General features: G+C 59.6%; 16 protein-coding genes and 1 tRNA gene. 4 read left to right on the top strand and 13 right to left on the bottom strand.

Annotated features, from left to right (window positions below):
- Positions 1-56 precede the first annotated feature (56 nt).
- The 10 genes from rplK to rpsL form a co-directional block, all read right to left on the bottom strand.
- Positions 57-494: a 50S ribosomal protein L11 gene (gene rplK / locus PW792_03165; protein MDE1160929.1), complete on the bottom strand. Its 438-nt coding sequence runs from the start codon at positions 492-494 to the stop codon at positions 57-59.
- Positions 495-683: 189 nt separating this feature from the next.
- Positions 684-1358, bottom strand: a complete 675-nt coding sequence (nusG, locus tag PW792_03160) for a transcription termination/antitermination protein NusG (protein MDE1160928.1) — start codon at positions 1356-1358, stop codon at positions 684-686.
- A gap of 31 nt (positions 1359-1389) precedes the next feature.
- Positions 1390-1644 carry a preprotein translocase subunit SecE gene (secE, locus tag PW792_03155; GenBank protein ID MDE1160927.1) on the bottom strand — a complete coding sequence of 85 codons (255 nt, stop codon included), beginning with the start codon at positions 1642-1644 and terminating at the stop codon, positions 1390-1392.
- Positions 1645-1716: 72 nt separating this feature from the next.
- Positions 1717-1792 (bottom strand) — tRNA-Trp (locus PW792_03150).
- 51 nt (positions 1793-1843) lie between these two features.
- On the bottom strand, positions 1844-1993 hold the full coding sequence (gene rpmG / locus PW792_03145; GenBank protein ID MDE1160926.1) for a 50S ribosomal protein L33: 150 nt from the start codon (positions 1991-1993) through the stop codon (positions 1844-1846).
- A gap of 279 nt (positions 1994-2272) precedes the next feature.
- Positions 2273-2746, bottom strand: coding sequence for a hypothetical protein (locus tag PW792_03140; protein ID MDE1160925.1), 474 nt, complete (start codon positions 2744-2746; stop codon positions 2273-2275).
- Positions 2747-3135: 389 nt separating this feature from the next.
- Entirely contained in the window at positions 3136-4323 is a 1188-nt protein-coding gene (gene tuf / locus PW792_03135; protein MDE1160924.1) for an elongation factor Tu, read from the bottom strand.
- A gap of 122 nt (positions 4324-4445) precedes the next feature.
- On the bottom strand, positions 4446-6536 hold the full coding sequence (fusA, locus tag PW792_03130) for an elongation factor G (GenBank protein ID MDE1160923.1): 2091 nt from the start codon (positions 6534-6536) through the stop codon (positions 4446-4448).
- 137 nt (positions 6537-6673) lie between these two features.
- Positions 6674-7144 carry a 30S ribosomal protein S7 gene (gene rpsG, locus PW792_03125; protein ID MDE1160922.1) on the bottom strand — a complete coding sequence of 157 codons (471 nt, stop codon included), beginning with the start codon at positions 7142-7144 and terminating at the stop codon, positions 6674-6676.
- Positions 7145-7281: 137 nt separating this feature from the next.
- Entirely contained in the window at positions 7282-7665 is a 384-nt protein-coding gene (gene rpsL, locus PW792_03120) for a 30S ribosomal protein S12 (GenBank protein ID MDE1160921.1), read from the bottom strand.
- Positions 7666-8269: 604 nt separating this feature from the next.
- On the opposite strand from rpsL, the gene PW792_03115 reads away from it, so the two are divergent.
- Entirely contained in the window at positions 8270-10249 is a 1980-nt protein-coding gene (locus tag PW792_03115) for a S9 family peptidase (protein ID MDE1160920.1), read from the top strand.
- 321 nt (positions 10250-10570) lie between these two features.
- The gene (locus PW792_03110; protein MDE1160919.1) at positions 10571-12976 is read left to right on the top strand and encodes a hypothetical protein; all 2406 of its coding nucleotides are present in this window, start codon (positions 10571-10573) and stop codon (positions 12974-12976) included.
- A gap of 111 nt (positions 12977-13087) precedes the next feature.
- Here the strand turns inward: PW792_03110 and nusB are convergent, their stop codons facing one another.
- Genes nusB through PW792_03095 form a run of 3 tightly spaced genes read right to left on the bottom strand, consistent with a single transcriptional unit; the run spans position 13088 to position 15513 of the window.
- Positions 13088-13513 (bottom strand): transcription antitermination factor NusB, encoded by a 426-nt coding sequence (gene nusB, locus PW792_03105; protein MDE1160918.1) that lies wholly within the window; start codon positions 13511-13513, stop codon positions 13088-13090.
- Positions 13513-14382, bottom strand: a complete 870-nt coding sequence (gene ribH, locus PW792_03100; GenBank protein MDE1160917.1) for a 6,7-dimethyl-8-ribityllumazine synthase — start codon at positions 14380-14382, stop codon at positions 13513-13515. Before ribH ends, nusB begins: the two co-directional genes overlap by 1 nt.
- Before the next feature lie 39 nt (positions 14383-14421).
- Positions 14422-15513 (bottom strand): carboxypeptidase-like regulatory domain-containing protein, encoded by a 1092-nt coding sequence (locus PW792_03095; protein MDE1160916.1) that lies wholly within the window; start codon positions 15511-15513, stop codon positions 14422-14424.
- Between the two features lie 58 nt (positions 15514-15571).
- Between PW792_03095 and PW792_03090 the strand changes: the two genes are divergently transcribed.
- Positions 15572-16102: a hypothetical protein gene (locus PW792_03090; protein MDE1160915.1), complete on the top strand. Its 531-nt coding sequence runs from the start codon at positions 15572-15574 to the stop codon at positions 16100-16102.
- Positions 16103-16222: 120 nt separating this feature from the next.
- Positions 16223-17467, top strand: coding sequence for a glycoside hydrolase family 28 protein (locus PW792_03085; protein ID MDE1160914.1), 1245 nt, complete (start codon positions 16223-16225; stop codon positions 17465-17467).
- The last annotated feature ends 18 nt before the right edge of the window (positions 17468-17485 follow it).

Raw genomic sequence — 17485 nt, 5'->3', positions numbered from 1 at the left:
AGAAAGCAAACGGCGTGCCCGAAGGCACGCCGTTTGCAAAGAGCAATTGTCAGAAGTTACGCGACAACATCGATGCCCATCGAGCGAGCGGTGCCGCGGATGGTCTTCGCAGCCGCTTCGATCGAAGCGGCGTTCATGTCGGGCATCTTGACCTTTGCGATCTCGATGATCTGCTTCTCGGTCACAGAACCCTTCTTCTCGGAGTTCGGCTTGCCCGAACCCTTTTCGATGCCAGCTGCCTTGAGCAGAAGCACCGGAGCCGGGGGGGTCTTCGTGATGAACGAGAAAGTACGATCAGCGTAAACGGTGATCACAACCGGAACGGTCATGCCAGCAACGCTCTGATCCTTGCTCGTGCGTTCGTTGAACTGCTTGCAGAACTCCATGATGTTGACCTGAGCCTGACCGAGCGCGGGACCAACCGGGGGTGCCGGAGTCGCCTTGCCGGCAACAATCTGGAGCTTGACGTAACCAGTGATTTTCTTCGGTGCCATTGTTACTTACCTCTTCATATGCGCGACGAGCGCGCGAATTTGTACTGCAGGGCCAGGAGTTAGAAGGTCCGGGGAAGCGCCCGGGCTGGGCTCCTGTAAAGCGGGACATCAGCGGGTGAGACCGTAGACAGCAGTAGGGATTTCCGTCCCTTACTTACGTCTGATCTCCTCCTGCCAGTGCCCGAAAATCTACTCCTCGTCGGACTTATCGACGTTGGAGAAAGAAACCTCGGTAGGCGTCGGACGGCCGAAGATCGAAACCATGACCTTGAGGGTCTGCTTGTCTTCGTTGATGTCGTCCACAGCACCGTTAAAGTTGGCGAATGGTCCCTCGGTAATACGGACAATCTCGCCCTTCGTAAACTTGAGCTTGAGACGCGGCTTGTCGCGCGTAACGTCCGAGCGGTTCAACATGCTGTTGACTTCCTGCTCGCTCAGCGCGTTCGGCTGATCGCCCGTCTGGAGGAAGCCCGTAACGCGCGGCGTGTTCTTCACCACGTGCCAGAGATCATTATCCAGCGCCATCTCAACAAAAACATAGCCCGGCAGGAACACACGATCAATCGTGTACTTCTTGCCATTGCGCATCTCGGTCGTCGGCTCGGTCGGGATTTCGATACGACCCACACGATCCTCGAGATGATACGCGCGCACGCGGCTCTCAAGCGACTCCTTCACCTTGCGCTCAAAGCCTGAGTACGCGTGAATGATGTACCACTTGAAATTCTCGTTCTGCGCCGGAACAGCCTCTTCCGCCTGCGGCTCTTCGCCCGGCAGTGCAACGTGATCGCCTTCGACCTCGCCGCTCATCAGCACTTCTGCTTCGAGGTTTTCGGCTTCCTGGTTATTGAATTCTTCTGCCATTGGGTCGTTGCTCTCTTTGCCGGGGCTGGTGTTACTTGGTCGCGTGTACGAAAAGTCGATCGATGCCCTTGCCGATCACCAGATCGACGAGTTCGAAGTACGCAGCGAAGATGAACACGGTCGCAATCACAACGATCGTTCCTGTCTTGACTTCTTCGCGAGTGGGCGTAACCACTTTATCCATTTCGCTCCGCGTATCGCGGAGGAACTGCATCAAGCGCTGAGGACCAGACAGAGTCTGCTCAGCTACGCCGGTATCCTGGGTTTCGACGACTGCGTTCGACATGGTGCTGGGTTGCTCCTGAAACATGCGGCGCGTGTAGAACATGCGGCGCCCGGGTAGTGCTCTAAAGATGTTTGGCAGGGGAGCTCGGATTCGAACCGAGAAGTTCGGTTTTGGAGACCGACAGTTTAACCGTTGAGCTTACTCCCCTGTGGGAGGCGGGCTTGTTTAGAGCCCGCTGGCTCGCGCTACAGGAAACAGTTTACTTCGTTTCCTTGTGAGCGGTGTGCTTGCGGCACGTATTGCAGAACTTCGAAAACTCGAGGCGACCGGTGGTCGTCTTCTTGTTCTTTGTGGTCGAGTAGTTCTTGTTCTTGCAATCGGGGCACTGGAGGGTGATGATTTCGCGCATGTTTGTTACTCCTATCGTGGCCAGCCGCTTTGGCTGGCAAGCAGCTTGGCAGGATCACTCCCGACACGCCGCGACGCAGGGCTTGAGTCCCCTGCTGACTTGTAACCTGAGTTGTACTGCTGGAACCACGTGGTCAGGCTCACACGAGGCTCTTCGTATTATCCCACAACATTAGCTTTTTGCAAAAGCGAAGAGGGCCATAATCGGCATGGCCCTCTTGCTTTGTTCCGATTCGCCGCCATCGCCTTCTATGAACAGAAAGCGCGGTGGCTTTAGGCTTTAGTGGCGACCACCGCCACCACCTGCGTGTCCGCCACCACCGCCAGCATGCCCGCCGCCAGAGAAGCCGCCCATGTGCTCTCCACCGGCGCTATGTCCGGCGTTGCCCACATGGCCGCGCCCATCACGAGCCTCATTGCCGTGGAAGTTGTTGAACGCCTGTACGCCACGTCCTGGGAACGGACCATTGTAGCCATGACGCGGGTCATACCGATTGTCGACGTGACCATAGAACCCACGTCCACCATGGAACCAGGGGCCCGCGCCGATAAAGATACCGTCCGTAAACCAATCAGGACCGTAATATCCATATGGTGCGCAATCATAGGGCGCATAGTCGAAATAGCCATACGGACAAGCCGGAGCCACACCGACAACAACCTGTGCGGATGCCGGTTCTAATGCCACTGTTCCTGCGAGTCCTGCAAAAGCCAGACCTAAAACCGAAAGCTGCGCGATTCTTTTTCCAAACATGGGAACCTCCATTTACCTTCCATTAGAGAAACACTGCGCCAACAAAGTTGTTTCGTTTTTTCAGAACATCCCTTCGCCTGAATCGCCCACAGCCCTTACCCTCCACGCCCCCTCGGCCATCAAGCACTCAGCGACTCCACGACCAGCCAAGTTTGCCATCCTGAACGCAGTGACGGGTTTGCTTACCACGAGCCGAGCCACCACGTCTCCGCGCGCCCCGGTCCCCTTCACGAACTTCGCGTTAGGCCTTTGCCTTCCCGACTCCCGACTCCCGACCCGAGTCGAGGTGGGCTTCAGCTCCGGCCTTCCACCCAACGCAGAACGGCCACCGATTCCTCGGTGGCCGTTCTTGTCGTTCTGGACCCTGGGCCCTAAGCCCTGGACCCTCGTTACTTGATGATTTCCGAGATCGCGCCTGCACCAACGGTGCGGCCACCCTCACGGATAGCGAAACGCAGACCCTTTTCCATCGCAACCGGCGTGTGAAGCGTGATCTCCAGCGAGATGTTATCGCCAGGCATCACCATCTCCGTACCTTCCGGCAGCTTCGCCGATCCCGTCACGTCCGTAGTGCGGAAGTAGAACTGGGGACGGTAGCCGTTGAAGAACGGGGTGTGACGACCGCCTTCTTCCTTCGACAACACGTACACTTCGCCCGTGAACACCGTGTGAGGAGTGATCGAACCCGGCTTGGCAAGAACCATGCCGCGCTCAACGTCGTCCTTCGCCGTGCCGCGGAGCAGCAGACCTGCGTTGTCGCCGGCAAGACCTTCGTCAAGCTGCTTCTTGAACATCTCAACGCCGGTAACCGTCGTCGCCTGCGTGTCGCGGAAGCCGACGATCTGTGCCGCTTCGCCAACCTTGATCTTGCCGCGCTCGATACGACCCGTGACCACCGTGCCACGACCCGAGATCGAGAAGATATCTTCGATCGGCATCAGGAACGGCAGGTCGACAAGACGGTCAGGCTGGGGAACGTTGTCGTCCACTGCCTGCATCAGCTCGTCGATCTTCGCTTCCCACTGTGCTTCGCCGTTCAGCGCGCCCAGGGCCGAACCACGAACCACGGGAACGTCGTCGCCCGGGAACTCGTACTTCGACAGAAGCTCACGAACTTCCATCTCGACCAGGTCGATCAGTTCTTCGTCTTCCACCGCATCGCACTTGTTCAGGAACACAACGATGTACGGTACGCCTACCTGACGAGCGAGCAGAACGTGCTCCTTCGTCTGGGGCATCGGGCCGTCGGTCGCTGCAACCACGAGGATCGCGCCGTCCATCTGCGCTGCGCCCGTGATCATGTTCTTGATGTAATCCGCGTGGCCCGGGCAATCAACGTGTGCATAGTGACGGTTCGCCGTCTCATACTCCACGTGAGACGTCGAGATCGTGATACCGCGCTCGCGCTCTTCCGGTGCGTTATCGATCTGATCGAACGACTTGAACGCGTTCTTCGGGTTGTGCTTCGACAACACCTTCGTAATCGCCGCAGTCAACGTCGTCTTGCCGTGATCGATGTGACCGATCGTGCCTACGTTTACGTGCGGTTTGCTACGGTCAAATTTTTCCTTCGCCATGAGTCCTTCTCCGTCCTGGATGTGCTTCTGTTGCAAACCCTTGTTTGTGCGCGCGCCGAATAGTACTTTTCGGCTCCAGCGCGCGGCTTACGATTGCGAAAGTCGTAAAGCTAGGACCTGACTTACTTGTCCTTGCCCTGAACCTTTGCGATAACTTCTTCCGACACCGAGCGCGGAGCTTCCTCGTACTGCTTGAACTGCATCGAGTAGTTCGCACGGCCCTGGGTCGCACCACGCATGTGCGTGGCATAACCGAACATCGTGGACAACGGCACCGTTGCGCGGATGGCCTGCGTGTTGCCGACCATTTCCATGCCTTCGATGCGACCACGACGCGAGTTCAGATCGCCGATGATCGTGCCCATGAAGTCTTCGGGAACAGTCACTTCAACAGCCATCACCGGCTCCAGAAGTACAGGCTTCGCCTTGCGAGCAGCTTCCTTGAACGCCATCGAACCGGCAATCTTGAACGCCATTTCGTTGGAATCGACATCGTGGTAGCTGCCGTCATAGAGCGACACCTTGATGTCGACCATCTCGTAGCCTGCCAGCACGCCGCCCGACATCGCTTCCTGGATGCCCTGGTCGATCGGCTTGATGTACTCCTTGGGAATCGTGCCGCCCTTGGTGTCGTTCGAGAACTCGTAGCCCTTACCAGGCTCGTTCGGCGAGATGCGGATCTTGGCGTGGCCGTAGTTACCCGAACCACCGGTCTGGCGGATGTACTTGCCTTCCGCTTCGCCGTTGCCGCGGATCGTCTCGCGGTAGTTCACCTGAGGCTTACCAACGTTTGCTTCCACCTTGTACTCGCGCATCATACGATCCACGATGATTTCCAGGTGAAGCTCGCCCATGCCGGCGATGATCGTCTGACCATTCGTCGTATCCGTACGCACGTTGAAGGTGGGATCTTCCTGCGCCAGCTTGGCGAGAGCGATGCCCATCTTTTCCTGGTCGGCCTTCGTCTTCGGCTCTACCGCAACCTCGATAACAGGCTTCGGGAAGTCGATCGACTCGAGAACAACCGGGTCCTTCGTCGAGCAGATGGTGTCGCCCGTCACGAGGTTCTTCAGACCCACAGCCGCGCAGATATCGCCGGCCATGATCTCTGTGATTTCTTCGCGCTTGTTGGCGTGCATCTTCAACAGACGGCCGATGCGCTCGGTCTTGCCGGTACGCGGGTTCAGCGTCGTATCGCCCGTGCGCAGAACGCCCGAGTAGATACGGATGAAGATCAGCTGACCGACGAACGGATCCGTCATGATCTTGAAACCAAGTGCCGACAACGGCTCTTCGTCGTTCGCGTTGCGGATGATCTCTTCTTCCATGTTGTCGGGGTTGTGACCGATCATGGGAGGAATGTCCAGCGGGCTCGGCAGGTAGTCAACCACTGCGTCGAGCAGTGTCTGAACACCCTTGTTCTTGAACGAAGAACCGCAGAGAACCGGGAAGATGTGCATTCCGATGGTCGCCTTACGGATCGCAGCCTTCAGTTCGGCTTCGCTCGGCTCGGTGCCTTCGAGGAAGTGGTTCATCAGCGCGTCGTCCGAATCAGCAACAGCTTCAATCAGGAAGTTGCGAGCCGTCTTGGCCTTCTCGAGCAGGTCGGCAGGAATCTCTTCCACCGAGTACTCGGCGCCCATGGTCTCGTCGTGCCAGAAAATCGCCTTCATCTTGACGAGATCGACCACGCCAAGGAACTTCGCCTCTGCACCAATCTGGATGTTGATCGGCACAGCGCGAGCGCCGAGACGGTCGACGATCGTCGAGGTTGCGTACACAGCATCCGCACCGGCCTTGTCCATCTTATTGATGAAGCAAACGCGAGGAACCTTGTACTTGTCAGCCTGACGCCACACCGTCTCCGACTGCGGCTGCACACCGGCAACAGCGTCAAAGCAGGCGACTGCGCCGTCGAGGACGCGCAGCGAACGCTCTACTTCGGCCGTGAAATCCACGTGGCCGGGGGTGTCGATAATGTTGATGCGGATGCCATTCCAGGTGCAGGTGGTAGCAGCGGAGGTGATGGTGATACCGCGCTCCTGCTCCTGTTCCATCCAGTCCATGGTCGCAGTGCCTTCATGCACTTCGCCGATGCGGTGGTTGACACCTGTGTAGAACAGGATGCGCTCCGTCGTCGTCGTCTTGCCGGCGTCGATGTGCGCCATGATGCCAATGTTGCGACATTTTTGAAGAGGAATCGTGCGTGCCACGTTTCGTGTCTTTTCTGCGAGCAACTCAGGCTCGCGGTTACGTCTTACCTTGTCAGGGCCAAAGGCCGAGGGCCGGGGCCAATCTCAAAACTGGCGCGAGGGTCAGAGCACTTGGCCCGTGACCCTCGGCCCTGTCTTTACCAGCGATAGTGAGCGAAGGCCTTGTTGGCTTCTGCCATACGATGAACGTCTTCCTTCTTCTTCATCGCGGCGCCACGGCCGTTTGCTGCGTCGAGCAGCTCAGCGGTGAGCTTGTCAACCATGCCCTTTTCGCCGCGAGCGCGACCGTAGGAGATAATCCAGCGGATCGCCAGCGAGGTGCGGCGCTCCGGGTTCACTTCGATCGGCACCTGGTAGTTCGCACCACCAACACGACGGGACTTCACTTCCAACATCGGCTTGACGTTCTCAACAGCCTTCTTGAAGAGCTTGAGGGCTTCGTCGCCACCCTTCTGCTCGAGGTTCGTCATCGCCTCGTAGAAGATCTTCTGTGCGGTCGACTTCTTGCCGCCCCACATCATGTTGTTGACAAACTTCGTTACGAGGGTCGACTGGTAAATCGGATCAGCCGCCACTTCGCGCTTTGCAATATGACCTTTTCTCGGCATCGTTCTTTCTCTTCTTCCCTCTGCGCGGTGACTTCTCACGAGCAGAGCTTGTTAGGTGCAAGGGCCCGGGGCTTTATGGCCCCGGGTTTGCAAACGTTTATTTCAACTCTGAACCCTGAATCTGGGTCCTGAATCCTTTACTTGGCAGTCGCCTTCGGACGCTTTGCGCCGTACTTCGAGCGGCTCTGCTTACGGTTGGCAACGCCTACCGAATCCAGCGTGCCGCGCACGACGTGGTAACGAACACCCGGCAAATCCTTCACACGGCCGCCGCGGATGAGCACAATCGAGTGCTCCTGCAGGTTGTGGCCGATGCCCGGGATGTAGGTGGTGACTTCGATGCCGTTGGTCAGGCGTACACGAGCAACCTTACGGAGAGCCGAGTTCGGCTTCTTCGGCGTCTGGGTGTAGACGCGGGTGCAAACGCCACGGCGCTGGGGCGAACCCTGCAGGGCAGGCGAGGCGGTCTTGTAACGGGTCGGGGTACGGCCCTGCTTTACGAGCTGATGAAATGTAGGCACTTCAATTCCTTTACTGGTTGCAGTCCTGAGCGCCGATGACGCCAGGAACTTCCGATTTCTTCCTCGAACACAAACACAGGGCAGCTCCTTCACTCTTCATTCATGCGGCTGTAACTTACAGCGCACACACGAAAGGCGGAGCTTGCAAACAAGCTCCGGCGAAGTTCTGAATCCTGCGCGTGGCCGTACATCTTAAAAACCTTGCGCGTACTGCATTCTGCTCAATTCATTGAGACGATCGGACGGTGGCCGGGGCTTCTCGCACTCTTACAAACGCTTGCCCAACTCCGTTTCCGGTTCGTTCCGGCCCGCTCTGGCCTGTCACAGGGACAAGGCTTGCGAGTCGCAGACAGCGGTGATCCTGTCGTGCAGATACACCTATTCCCGAAACACGCGGAACCTAGTCAAGGTATCAATTCCGGTACCGGGAGTCAAGGATTCTCCTGCAACCGTGATACGGCACAAACTCTTCAGCAAGCGTCAGATAGCAACGAAACAGAGCCCTCCCACCCGCGCATCAGCTCGGAACTCTTGATTCCGCAAGAGATAACACGGCAACAGTTGCCAAAACGCCTCCTCTGGCTGCGGCTGATATTCTCCGTGCATGAGAATTTCCCTCTTTTCGGCCGCCATTTTCGCTCTCGCGCCCGCGCTGACCTTCGCTCAAAGCCACACGCCTAAATCCCCCGCGCTGCGCACCCCGGGTGCCGTAGCGATTTCGCCGGACGGCAGCACCGTGGCGTACACCATACGCAGCAAAGAGGGCTCTCAACTCCATCTGCTCCCCATGCCTTCGGCAGATATGAGCAAGGAAAAGATCGTCGTCCCCTCTGACCAGACGAACTGCTCGAACACTTCGCCGGTCTGGTCGCCGGACTCGAAGACCCTCGCCTACACCTCGACCTGCACCGGCAAAGAAGCCAAGCCCGGCCAGGAGCAGATCTTCCTCTACACTCCGGCCGACGGCAAGAGCCGCCAGTTGACGCACATCACCGGCAACCTGGAGCAGGCCGCCTGGTCCCCCGACGGCAAGAAGATCGCCTTCCTCTTCGTCGAGAACGCCACCCGCTCGGCCGGTGCACTCGATGCCATGAAGCCCTTCGCCGGCGTCATCGGCGAGGACAATATCGAAATTCAGGGCGTCTACGGCGTAGATACCGCCAGCGGCAAGGGCGAGTGGCTCGTTCCGGCCTCGCGCGCCATGTACACCTACGAGTTCTCCTGGGCTCCTGACTCGAAGACCCTCGCCACCGTCAGCGCCAAGGCTCCCGGCGAGAACAACTGGTGGGTGGCCAAGCTCTTCGCCGTCAGGAACGGCAAGGACGAACTCCTCCTCGACCCCGTCACCGCCCCCGGCGCGCTCCACGGCCTGCAGATCGCCGTCCCGCGGTGGTCACCTGACGGCAAGAAGATCGCTCTTATCGGCGGCCTGATGAGCGATCAGGGCTCCACCGGCGGCGACATCTACGTCCTCGACGCCAAGCCTGGCTCTACCCCTGTCGACATCACACCCGACATCGACGGCACCCCCACCTACGAGGCCTGGGTAAGCGACCACACCATCGGCTTCACCGAAGATCACCGCGGCCACATCCTCATCCCCTCTTACGACACCAACACCCACGCGCTCGTTCCCGGCAGCGCAACCGATCTGGGCGAGGTCTCCGTCGGCGGCGGTCCGATCAAGAACGCCATCTCCTTCTCCAACAACGGCATCTTCGCCTTCGTCGAATCCGGCATCAACAAAGCGCCGGAGATCTGGGGTGGGGAGCCTGATAAGCTCCATCCGCTGACACACTTCAACGCAGGCGCAACACCCGACCGCAAGACCATCTCGGTCGAGTGGGTCTCCGACGGCTTCCACGTACAGGGCTGGCTCACCTTCCCTGCCAACTTCGACGAGCACAAGAAGTACGGCATCCTCACCGAGGTCCACGGCGGCCCGTCGGCCTCCATCGGTTCGCGCTGGTCCATGAGCGGAACGCTGCCGAAGAGCTACTTCATCTTCCAGCCCAACCCGCGCGGCTCCTTCGGCCAGGGCGAGGCCTTCACCCAGGCCAACCGCAAGGACTTCGGCTACGGCGATCTCCGCGACATCCTCACCGGCCTCGACAAACTCGAGCACGACCTCCCCTCCGTCGACAAGAACCGCGAAGGCATCCTCGGTTGGAGCTATGGCGGCTACATGACGATGTTTGCCGTCACCCAGACACCGCGCTTCAAGGCCGCCATGGCTGGAGCAGGCGTCGCCAACTGGCAGAGCTACTACGGCGAGAACCAGATCTCCGAATGGATGATCCCGTTCTTCGGCGCAAGCGTCTATGACGATCCTGCCGTCTACGCCAAGTCCTCCCCCATCACCTTCATCAAGAACGTCGTCACCCCGACACTCGTGATCGTGGGCGACCGCGACGGCGAGTGCCCTGCCCCGCAGAGCTTCGAGTTCTGGAGCGCGCTCAAGGCCCGCGGCGTAATAACACAACTCGTCGTTTACCCCAACGAAGGCCATGGCTTCCGCGATCCCGCGCACATCCGCGATCGCAGCCAACGAATTGAGAAGTGGTTTGACGACAACATGAAGTAGCTCCAAAACAGTGAGGGCCGGTGAGACACCTCACCGGCCCTCACTGCGTTCTGGAGAGATTTTCCAGCCGTCTGCAGCGTTCTCGGGACAAAGATTTCAGGCTTCTCCGCTGTATCGCTCACCAAACGCCAGAATCTCGGTCTCTTCAGCATCATTCTTGTGCCCGCAGGACCGACGCCCTTCCTGTAAACTGGAAACTCGGATTTCTGCGCAGATGTGCGGGGTATTAACCGTTCGAGCTGGAGTTCCGGTTGAGCGGGGAGGGTTTTACTAGTGCGGTTGCTTTCCAACTATGTGGCTCGGCGTGTGTTAGGCCTGGCAATGCTTCTTTTCTTTGCAATTCCCTTCGGTATGACCGTTGCTGGTTGCGCAAAAAAGACGACGGTTCAGTACTGCAACGGCGGCGACTCCGGTCCCGTCATCGGGCAGCTGACGTCGATCCAGCTCTCTCCCTCGCTTTCGGTGACGGGAATCTCGGTCAACTATGGCCAGATCTACCAGTCCTCGCTGGCCGCGACCGGCTATGACTGCAAAGGCTCCTCGGTGTCTCTGGGTTCGGTCACCTACGGAACCAGCAACATGGCCCTCGCGGACATCAACCCGACAACGGGTTCGATCTGCGGCGGTTCCTGGAACCGCAACACCGGCGGCGGCATTGCGGATTACACCACCTGCACCGCTCCGACCAGCACCACCAACTACCAGGCCTACGTCACGTTGACGAGCAACGGCATCTCTTCAAATGCCATCGCCGTCTACGTTCACGCCCCTGCGACAGGTATTGCGTTCGGCCAATCGGCGCAAAGAAGTTGTTCCGGCACGGACATATCTACGTTCGTAGACCCCGACACCACCTGCTGCCCGGCTGATCCGACCACGGTCGTCACCGGCGCTACGGTCTATGACGGAACAAGCTGCATCTCGCAGAACGACACCCGCCAGGTTGCCGTGCGTGTGTACGCCAACAATACGACGAACGCTGCGGACAACATCACCTGCAAAGCCGGCAAGATCACGCTGGCAGCACAGGGCAGCACAGGCATCGTAAGCTTCGACCAGAACGGTGTGGCGACAGCGCTCCTGCCCGGTTCCGCCATCCTTACGGCGACGATCGCACAGTCAGCCAGCGGCTTCAACACCGGCTACTTCTCGGTCTGCCCCCCTGCTTCGATTACCCTGGCAGCCACCGGCACCACGGCGACCTCGCCGCTGAGCGTTCCGGTGAACAACACGCAGCCGTTCAACGCCACGATTCTGGATACGGCAGGAAAGTCTCTAACAGGACTCACCCTCACTTACCAGTCCTCCAACCCGGCTACGATTCCTGCCGCCACCGGCAGCATCACACCGACGTATCCAAGCTCGGCCACGATCACGGCCGTCTGCCAGCCGCCGACCTGTAACCCCGGGCCTTCCACGGCACTCGGCTACAACGGCAACGGCAAGCCGATCGCCTCCAACGGCATCAATGTGGTCTCGGGCGGATCCGTCTCCTCGGCTCTGTACGTCGCGAGCACCAACTCGCAGTACATCTACCCGATTGACTACTCCACCGGCACCACCGGCAACCTGGTCAAGCTCCCCTACATCCCGAACTCGATGGTCATGTCCGTCGATGGCTCGACGATCTGGATGGGCGGCAATAACCCCACGACGATCAGCACCACCTACCCCACCGGTGGCCCCGGCGCGCTGATGGAGTACAGCACCTCCAGCAACGCGGTATCTGCCACCTTCACCACCGTCCCCGGAACCGTTCTGTCGGTTTCCCCGAACGGAACCAGTGTTGTGGTCACCGACTCCTCCCGCGGAACGGTCTCGCTGGTATCGAGCGCAGGCTCTGTTGCGACCTACTACGGCGCAACGGCAACGCACGCCTCCTGGTCGCCGGACAGCACCACGCTGTACGTCACCACCAACACGAATCTGGTGCTGATGTACTCCACCAACACCAACTGGCAGCCGGTCACCCTGACGGGCACCGATACCACCTACAACGATGTCGTCACCATGGTGCCGGCGATCGGCGCGTACTTCGCCGGTTCGCCCAACACCGACGGTCGCTCGTACTGCTCGACCACCACAACGACGGGAACGAGCACGCCCCCGACGACCAGCAACGCCTACGTTCCGATCGCCGACTCACAGGCTGTGAAGACCGATCGTCTGGCAACGGCAACCACCACGGGCGGTCTGCACATCCTCGGCGCTTCCACCGCGACGGGCGTGTCGGACCTGTACCTGCCCAGCGCCCAGTTGACGGCTGCCACGGACTGCACCACGGCTACCGCCGCAGTGACGTTCACCAGCACGCCTTCCACCAAGGCTCTCTCAAACGTGACCCCGACAACCATCACCGGTGTCCAGCCTGCGTCGAACGGTGAGATCGCCTTCGTGACCTTCACCGGAACCGGCAACGGTGTGGTTCCCTACTACCTCACCAACGCTACGGCGGCAACGGGAACGCTTCAGAACTTCACCCTGTCTACCGCCAGCGGAACGCCGACAGCGCCCGTAGCGGGAACATGGGCAAGCGATGATGACACGTTCTACCTCGGAACGGCTGGCGACAACGTGGTGCATCTCATCACCGTCTCCTACCCGACCAGCGGAACGCCGACCCTGACCGACAGCAGCCAGCTCGCACCGGCTCTGCCGAACCTCACGAACTCCGGAACGGCAACACCGAACCTGATCGTGCAGCGTCCGCGCAAGGTACGCAGCTAAGCCACAAAGCAAAGCAGCAACAGCAAGGCCCTCCATCGCGGAGGGCCTTGCTGTTGCTGCTCGAAAGTTATGGGTTGAACTCAGAGAGACATGGAAGTGACTTGCGGCTGACTAAAGAGCCAGGCGCTTTTCCAGCATCTCGCGGCCGATCGCGTCGAGCACACCGTTCAGGAACTGAACGCTCTCCGGCGCGGCATAGCGGCGGGCAATCTCCAGCGACTCGTTGATGATCACCGCGGCAGGCGTCTTGGGGAAGCCCAGCATCTCGGCCACAGCCGTCCGCAGGACGTTACGGTCCACCGCAGCCATGCGCTCCAGACGCCAGTTCTGCGCGTGCTTGGTGATCAGCGCATCCACTTCGTCTTCGTGCTTGGTAGCAAGGCGATGAAGATCGTCGGCAAAGCCTCGGGTCTCATCGTCAATGTCATCACGCGACTCCCAGAAGACGCGCTCGACGTCTTCCGGCTTCTGCTTGCCCAGATCTCCCTGAAAGAGCATCTGCATGGCAAGTTCACGACTCTTACGACGGCTGCCCATTAGCGCACGCCTCCTGCAATCTTGCTTTGAATCGACGCCATCTCAATGGCAGCAATCGCAGCTTCAAAACCCTTGTTGCCAGCCTTCAGGCCGGCGCGGTCCAACGCCTGCTCTAGCGTCTCGCACGTCAGTACGCCGAACGCATGGGGCACGCCCGTCTCCTGCTGTGCCTGGCCGATGCCGCGCGCTACTTCGGTGTAGATCGCCTCGTAGTGGGCCGTCTCTCCGCGCAGCAGCACGCCGAGCGTGATGATGCCTGCAAAACGCTTCGTCTCCGCCAGCGTACGTGCGGCAGAAGGAATCTCCCACGCGCCAGGAACGCGCACAATCTCAATGTCCGTAGGCTTGCAGCCTGAGCGGTGCAACGCATCCAGCGAACCCTGCAGCAGGCGGTCCGTAATCACCGCGTTCCAACGCGCCACCACGATCGCATAACGCTGACCGGTGACAACGAGGTCGCCTTCAATCGCCGCAGGCTTGCCATGCAGCGGATTCTCCGACTCCCAGAAGCCCAGCTCCACGCCTTCAGCAAACTTGACGGTAAAGAGGCGCGAGTTCCAGTGGGTCGCAGCCGCAACCGAAAGACGGCTATCGAGCTCTGTCGGCGCGACGTTCTCCGCCATCCATGCACGCACAATGCTGTACATCTGGTCCAGCTGCGTAACTTCAATCAGCAGTTGCGGAACAGACGGCATGCGGCCGGAGACAAACTCAAGATTTCCCAGTGGCGCAATGTGCGCTGAGCCGCGACCGGAGGCATCGCTCCAGCCCTTGCCGTCCTCAAAACCGAGGGCGCGAAAGAGGCTGCTGAGACGTTCCAATGTTTCGCCCGACGCAAGCGGGACGATAGATGTAATTCCCTTGACCATAACTCTACGATTGTATCGCCCCGACGCTGTGGTACTGCGTTATGGAGCGGTCTGGTCGACGTCCTTCGGCTTGTGTGACTTCGGCGTGAATCGCTTGAAGACAAACTCCTGCACGATATTGCCCAGCGCCGTGCTGCCGATAGAGATCAGGCCGTTCTCCAGCGTAAGCGTTGCGCCCTTGTTATCGCTCGCCGGGTAGTAAAGGTTCGAAAGCGCGCCCGCCGAAAAACTGCCGAGAATCCCGGAGTAGCTCGGCTGATTTTTCCCGTTATCGCCACGGCAGATAACGGCACGCGAAAGCGCGTAGCCGATACGCGAGCCCACGCTGCCCGTGCCCTTCCAGAAGTAGCGAGGGTCCTGATGGAAGATCGTCGGGTAGATCGCCCCGGTCAACTCATTACCGATCACGGTATCCAGCGTGAACGTCCCCACCAGCCTGAAGTAGCCCTTCGCTCCCGGCCCAAAGGTGGTGTACCCGCCACCAGCCCGTGAAGCGCCAGCGATGGCGAAGTTGAGCCCGATCGTGACCGGATCGATGACAAACCGCGTTGCCAGCTCAAACTTTTGCTTCGTATCGATCGGCGGCGCGTTCCAGTTGTAGACCACGCCAAAGTTCGGTAGAACGCCCAGAAGACGCTGCTGCTCGGCCTTCTTGACCTCCAGCTCCGCCGCCTGGTGCTGGGTGATCGCGGAAACCTCGAAGTGCGCCGTAGGCATGGTGAAGACAATCGCCGGAAGCGTGATCACACTGGAAGGCGCAATCGCCTGCTGCATCGTCACGGTCGCCCAGTCGCTGTCCGTCACCGTAAGCGTTACGGTTCCCGGAGGCACGTTGTTGAAGCGGAAGGTGCCGTCTGCACCTGTGGTGACGCTGCGCGCAGCAGACTCCGGCGCAAGGGCAGGCAACAACCTCACCGTAGCGCCGGGAATGACGCTGCCGCCCGAATCCACAACGGTTCCGGTCACAGCCGACGTCAGCGTCGCGGACGGGGCCTGTGGCAGCGCCTGCGGCGCAAAAGGAGCCTGTGGCAGGGTCTGCGCTGCGGCGTTGTAGGGCGCAGCGGTGAACCCACAGACGGCGACGAGCAGGCCAAGCTGGAGCGGGAAACTGCGAATTGGCCGACGCTTCATTCTCGACACGATATTGCCTGAGGATACAGAACCCTGAACTTGCTATGCTGTTTCGGTGATGCTCCGCAAGATCTTTCCAGCTATCGGCCTCGTTTTTCTGCTTACCGGTTGCCATTCGTCGTCGATTCCGACGCCGCAGAGCGAACAGGCGAAAGCAGACGCACAGGCTATTGTCGACTCGCAGCGCTCTGAATTGGCGATGATTCCGCCGCCGTCCAAGTCGCGCTTTATGGCGATCCACTCGATGGAATCGTGGCAAAACCCCAGCATTACAGTGCAGGCGTCGATGCTGGAGCTGCGCGTGACGCTGGCAGATGCCAACCCTTCCCCCATTGGAGTTGGAGGCATCACACGCCCGATCGGCGCCCGCAAACAGGAGCTGAATATCAGCTTTGACAAGCTGGGTGAGGCTGTTTCGTCGATTCCCGAAAGCGCGTGGCCCTATGGCCGCGTGATCGCGCTCGAAGAAGCTCACAAGGTTCCGGCGTCCGCCGAACCCACGGTTCGGCGCTCCATGGAGCGGGCCATCGACAAGCTGACCGACCTTGGAATCGTGGTCTACGACCCCGAAGAAGGCAATATTCGCTAAAAACAGGCCGCAAAACGCGTCGCGAAATGACGCGTTTTGCGTGTTTTGAAAGCTTTTACGCGCGGTCAGAATAATTAGTTGTCAGACCGAAATAAAAGTGTCTACACTTGCTGGCGACTTATGAAATCGCCAGCGACCTCCCCGAAGAGACGATTTGCCACTGCCCTGCTGCTCACCAGCCTGGGGCTGGCAGCGCATGCGCAAAAGGTTTGTGACGCGACCGCGTTTGGTGCTAAAGCTGACGGCCAGAGCGTGAGTACGACCGCGCTGCAGAAGGCGCTGGACGGCTGCGCGCATGGCGGTACGGTGACGCTGGCGGGCGGGGTCTTTCTGAGTGGACCGCTGGTGCTGCCGAGTGGTGTAACGCTGAAGATTGCGAAGGACGCGACGCTGGCTGCTTCGCCCAATCATGAAGACTTTCCGGAGATGGAAGAGTTTCATGATCGGGGACGGCAGTCGCTGCTCTCGGCAAAGGATGCGAGCGACATCGTCATCACAGGTGGCGGCACGATTGATGGGCGCGGCGACACGTGGTGGAACCATCGCGATGAGAAGGGCTATACGCGACCACGGCTGGTTGTTTTCGACCACTGCAAGCATGTGCTGATGGAAGATGTGCTGGTGGAGAACAGCCCGATGTGGCAGATCGTTCCCTACTACTCGGACGATGTGACGTTTCGCAACATGAAGGTGTATGCGCCGCAGACGTCGCACAACACCGATGGGATCGATCCGTTCTCGTCGACGCATGTGCTGATCGACCACGTCACGATTGATACCGGCGACGACAACATTGCGATCAAGAGCGGACAGCCGGGATCACCGGGGCCGGATGCGCCGAGCGCGTACATTACGATTCGCGATTGCGTGATGCTGCACGGGCATGGGCTTTCGATTGGAAGCGAGATCGCTGGCGGTGTGCAGCATGTGCTGGCCGAACGCATTCACTTCAAAGGCACGGGAACGGGCATCCGGATCAAGAGCAACCGCGATCGCGGGGGCGATATCGGCGACTTCACCTATCGGGACATCGAGATGGAAGACGTGGGGACGGCGGTGCTGATCAGCGCGTTCTATCCGAAGGTTCCGCCGACGATTGAACAAGCCCCGCTGACACGGCTGACACCTCACTTTCATGACATCACGCTGGAGAACGTGAAAGCCACGGGAGCCAAGGAAGCAATGCTGGTGGTGGGGCTGCCGGAAGCTCCGATTCGCGGGCTTCGGCTACGGAATGTGCAGTTGAGCGCGCAAAAGGGTGCGCGGCTACAGTACGCCGAAGTGGGCGTAAAAGAGTTCAACGTAAAAGCCGCCACGGGACCGGGCATTGCAACCGGGGCGGGCATGACAACGACCACGAAGTAAACAAGCGAAACAGAGGCA

It is taken from the genome of Acidobacteriaceae bacterium, assembly GCA_028283655.1.
GTDB lineage: Bacteria > Acidobacteriota > Terriglobia > Terriglobales > Acidobacteriaceae > Granulicella.
The sequence above is the reverse complement of the archived record's forward strand: the minus strand, read 5'-3'. Positions and strand labels throughout refer to the sequence as shown.

Coding starts and splice junctions, on each gene's coding strand:
- rplK (MDE1160929.1), bottom strand. CDS start 494: ATGGCACCGAAGAAAATCACTGGTTACGTCAAGCTCCAGATTGTTGCC.
- nusG (MDE1160928.1), bottom strand. CDS start 1,358: ATGGCAGAAGAATTCAATAACCAGGAAGCCGAAAACCTCGAAGCAGAA.
- secE (MDE1160927.1), bottom strand. CDS start 1,644: ATGTCGAACGCAGTCGTCGAAACCCAGGATACCGGCGTAGCTGAGCAG.
- rpmG (MDE1160926.1), bottom strand. CDS start 1,993: ATGCGCGAAATCATCACCCTCCAGTGCCCCGATTGCAAGAACAAGAAC.
- PW792_03140 (MDE1160925.1), bottom strand. CDS start 2,746: ATGTTTGGAAAAAGAATCGCGCAGCTTTCGGTTTTAGGTCTGGCTTTT.
- tuf (MDE1160924.1), bottom strand. CDS start 4,323: ATGGCGAAGGAAAAATTTGACCGTAGCAAACCGCACGTAAACGTAGGC.
- rpsG (MDE1160922.1), bottom strand. CDS start 7,144: ATGCCGAGAAAAGGTCATATTGCAAAGCGCGAAGTGGCGGCTGATCCG.
- PW792_03115 (MDE1160920.1), top strand. CDS start 8,270: ATGAGAATTTCCCTCTTTTCGGCCGCCATTTTCGCTCTCGCGCCCGCG.
- PW792_03110 (MDE1160919.1), top strand. CDS start 10,571: ATGCTTCTTTTCTTTGCAATTCCCTTCGGTATGACCGTTGCTGGTTGC.
- nusB (MDE1160918.1), bottom strand. CDS start 13,513: ATGGGCAGCCGTCGTAAGAGTCGTGAACTTGCCATGCAGATGCTCTTT.
- ribH (MDE1160917.1), bottom strand. CDS start 14,382: ATGGTCAAGGGAATTACATCTATCGTCCCGCTTGCGTCGGGCGAAACA.
- PW792_03095 (MDE1160916.1), bottom strand. CDS start 15,513: ATGAAGCGTCGGCCAATTCGCAGTTTCCCGCTCCAGCTTGGCCTGCTC.
- PW792_03090 (MDE1160915.1), top strand. CDS start 15,572: ATGCTCCGCAAGATCTTTCCAGCTATCGGCCTCGTTTTTCTGCTTACC.
- PW792_03085 (MDE1160914.1), top strand. CDS start 16,223: ATGAAATCGCCAGCGACCTCCCCGAAGAGACGATTTGCCACTGCCCTG.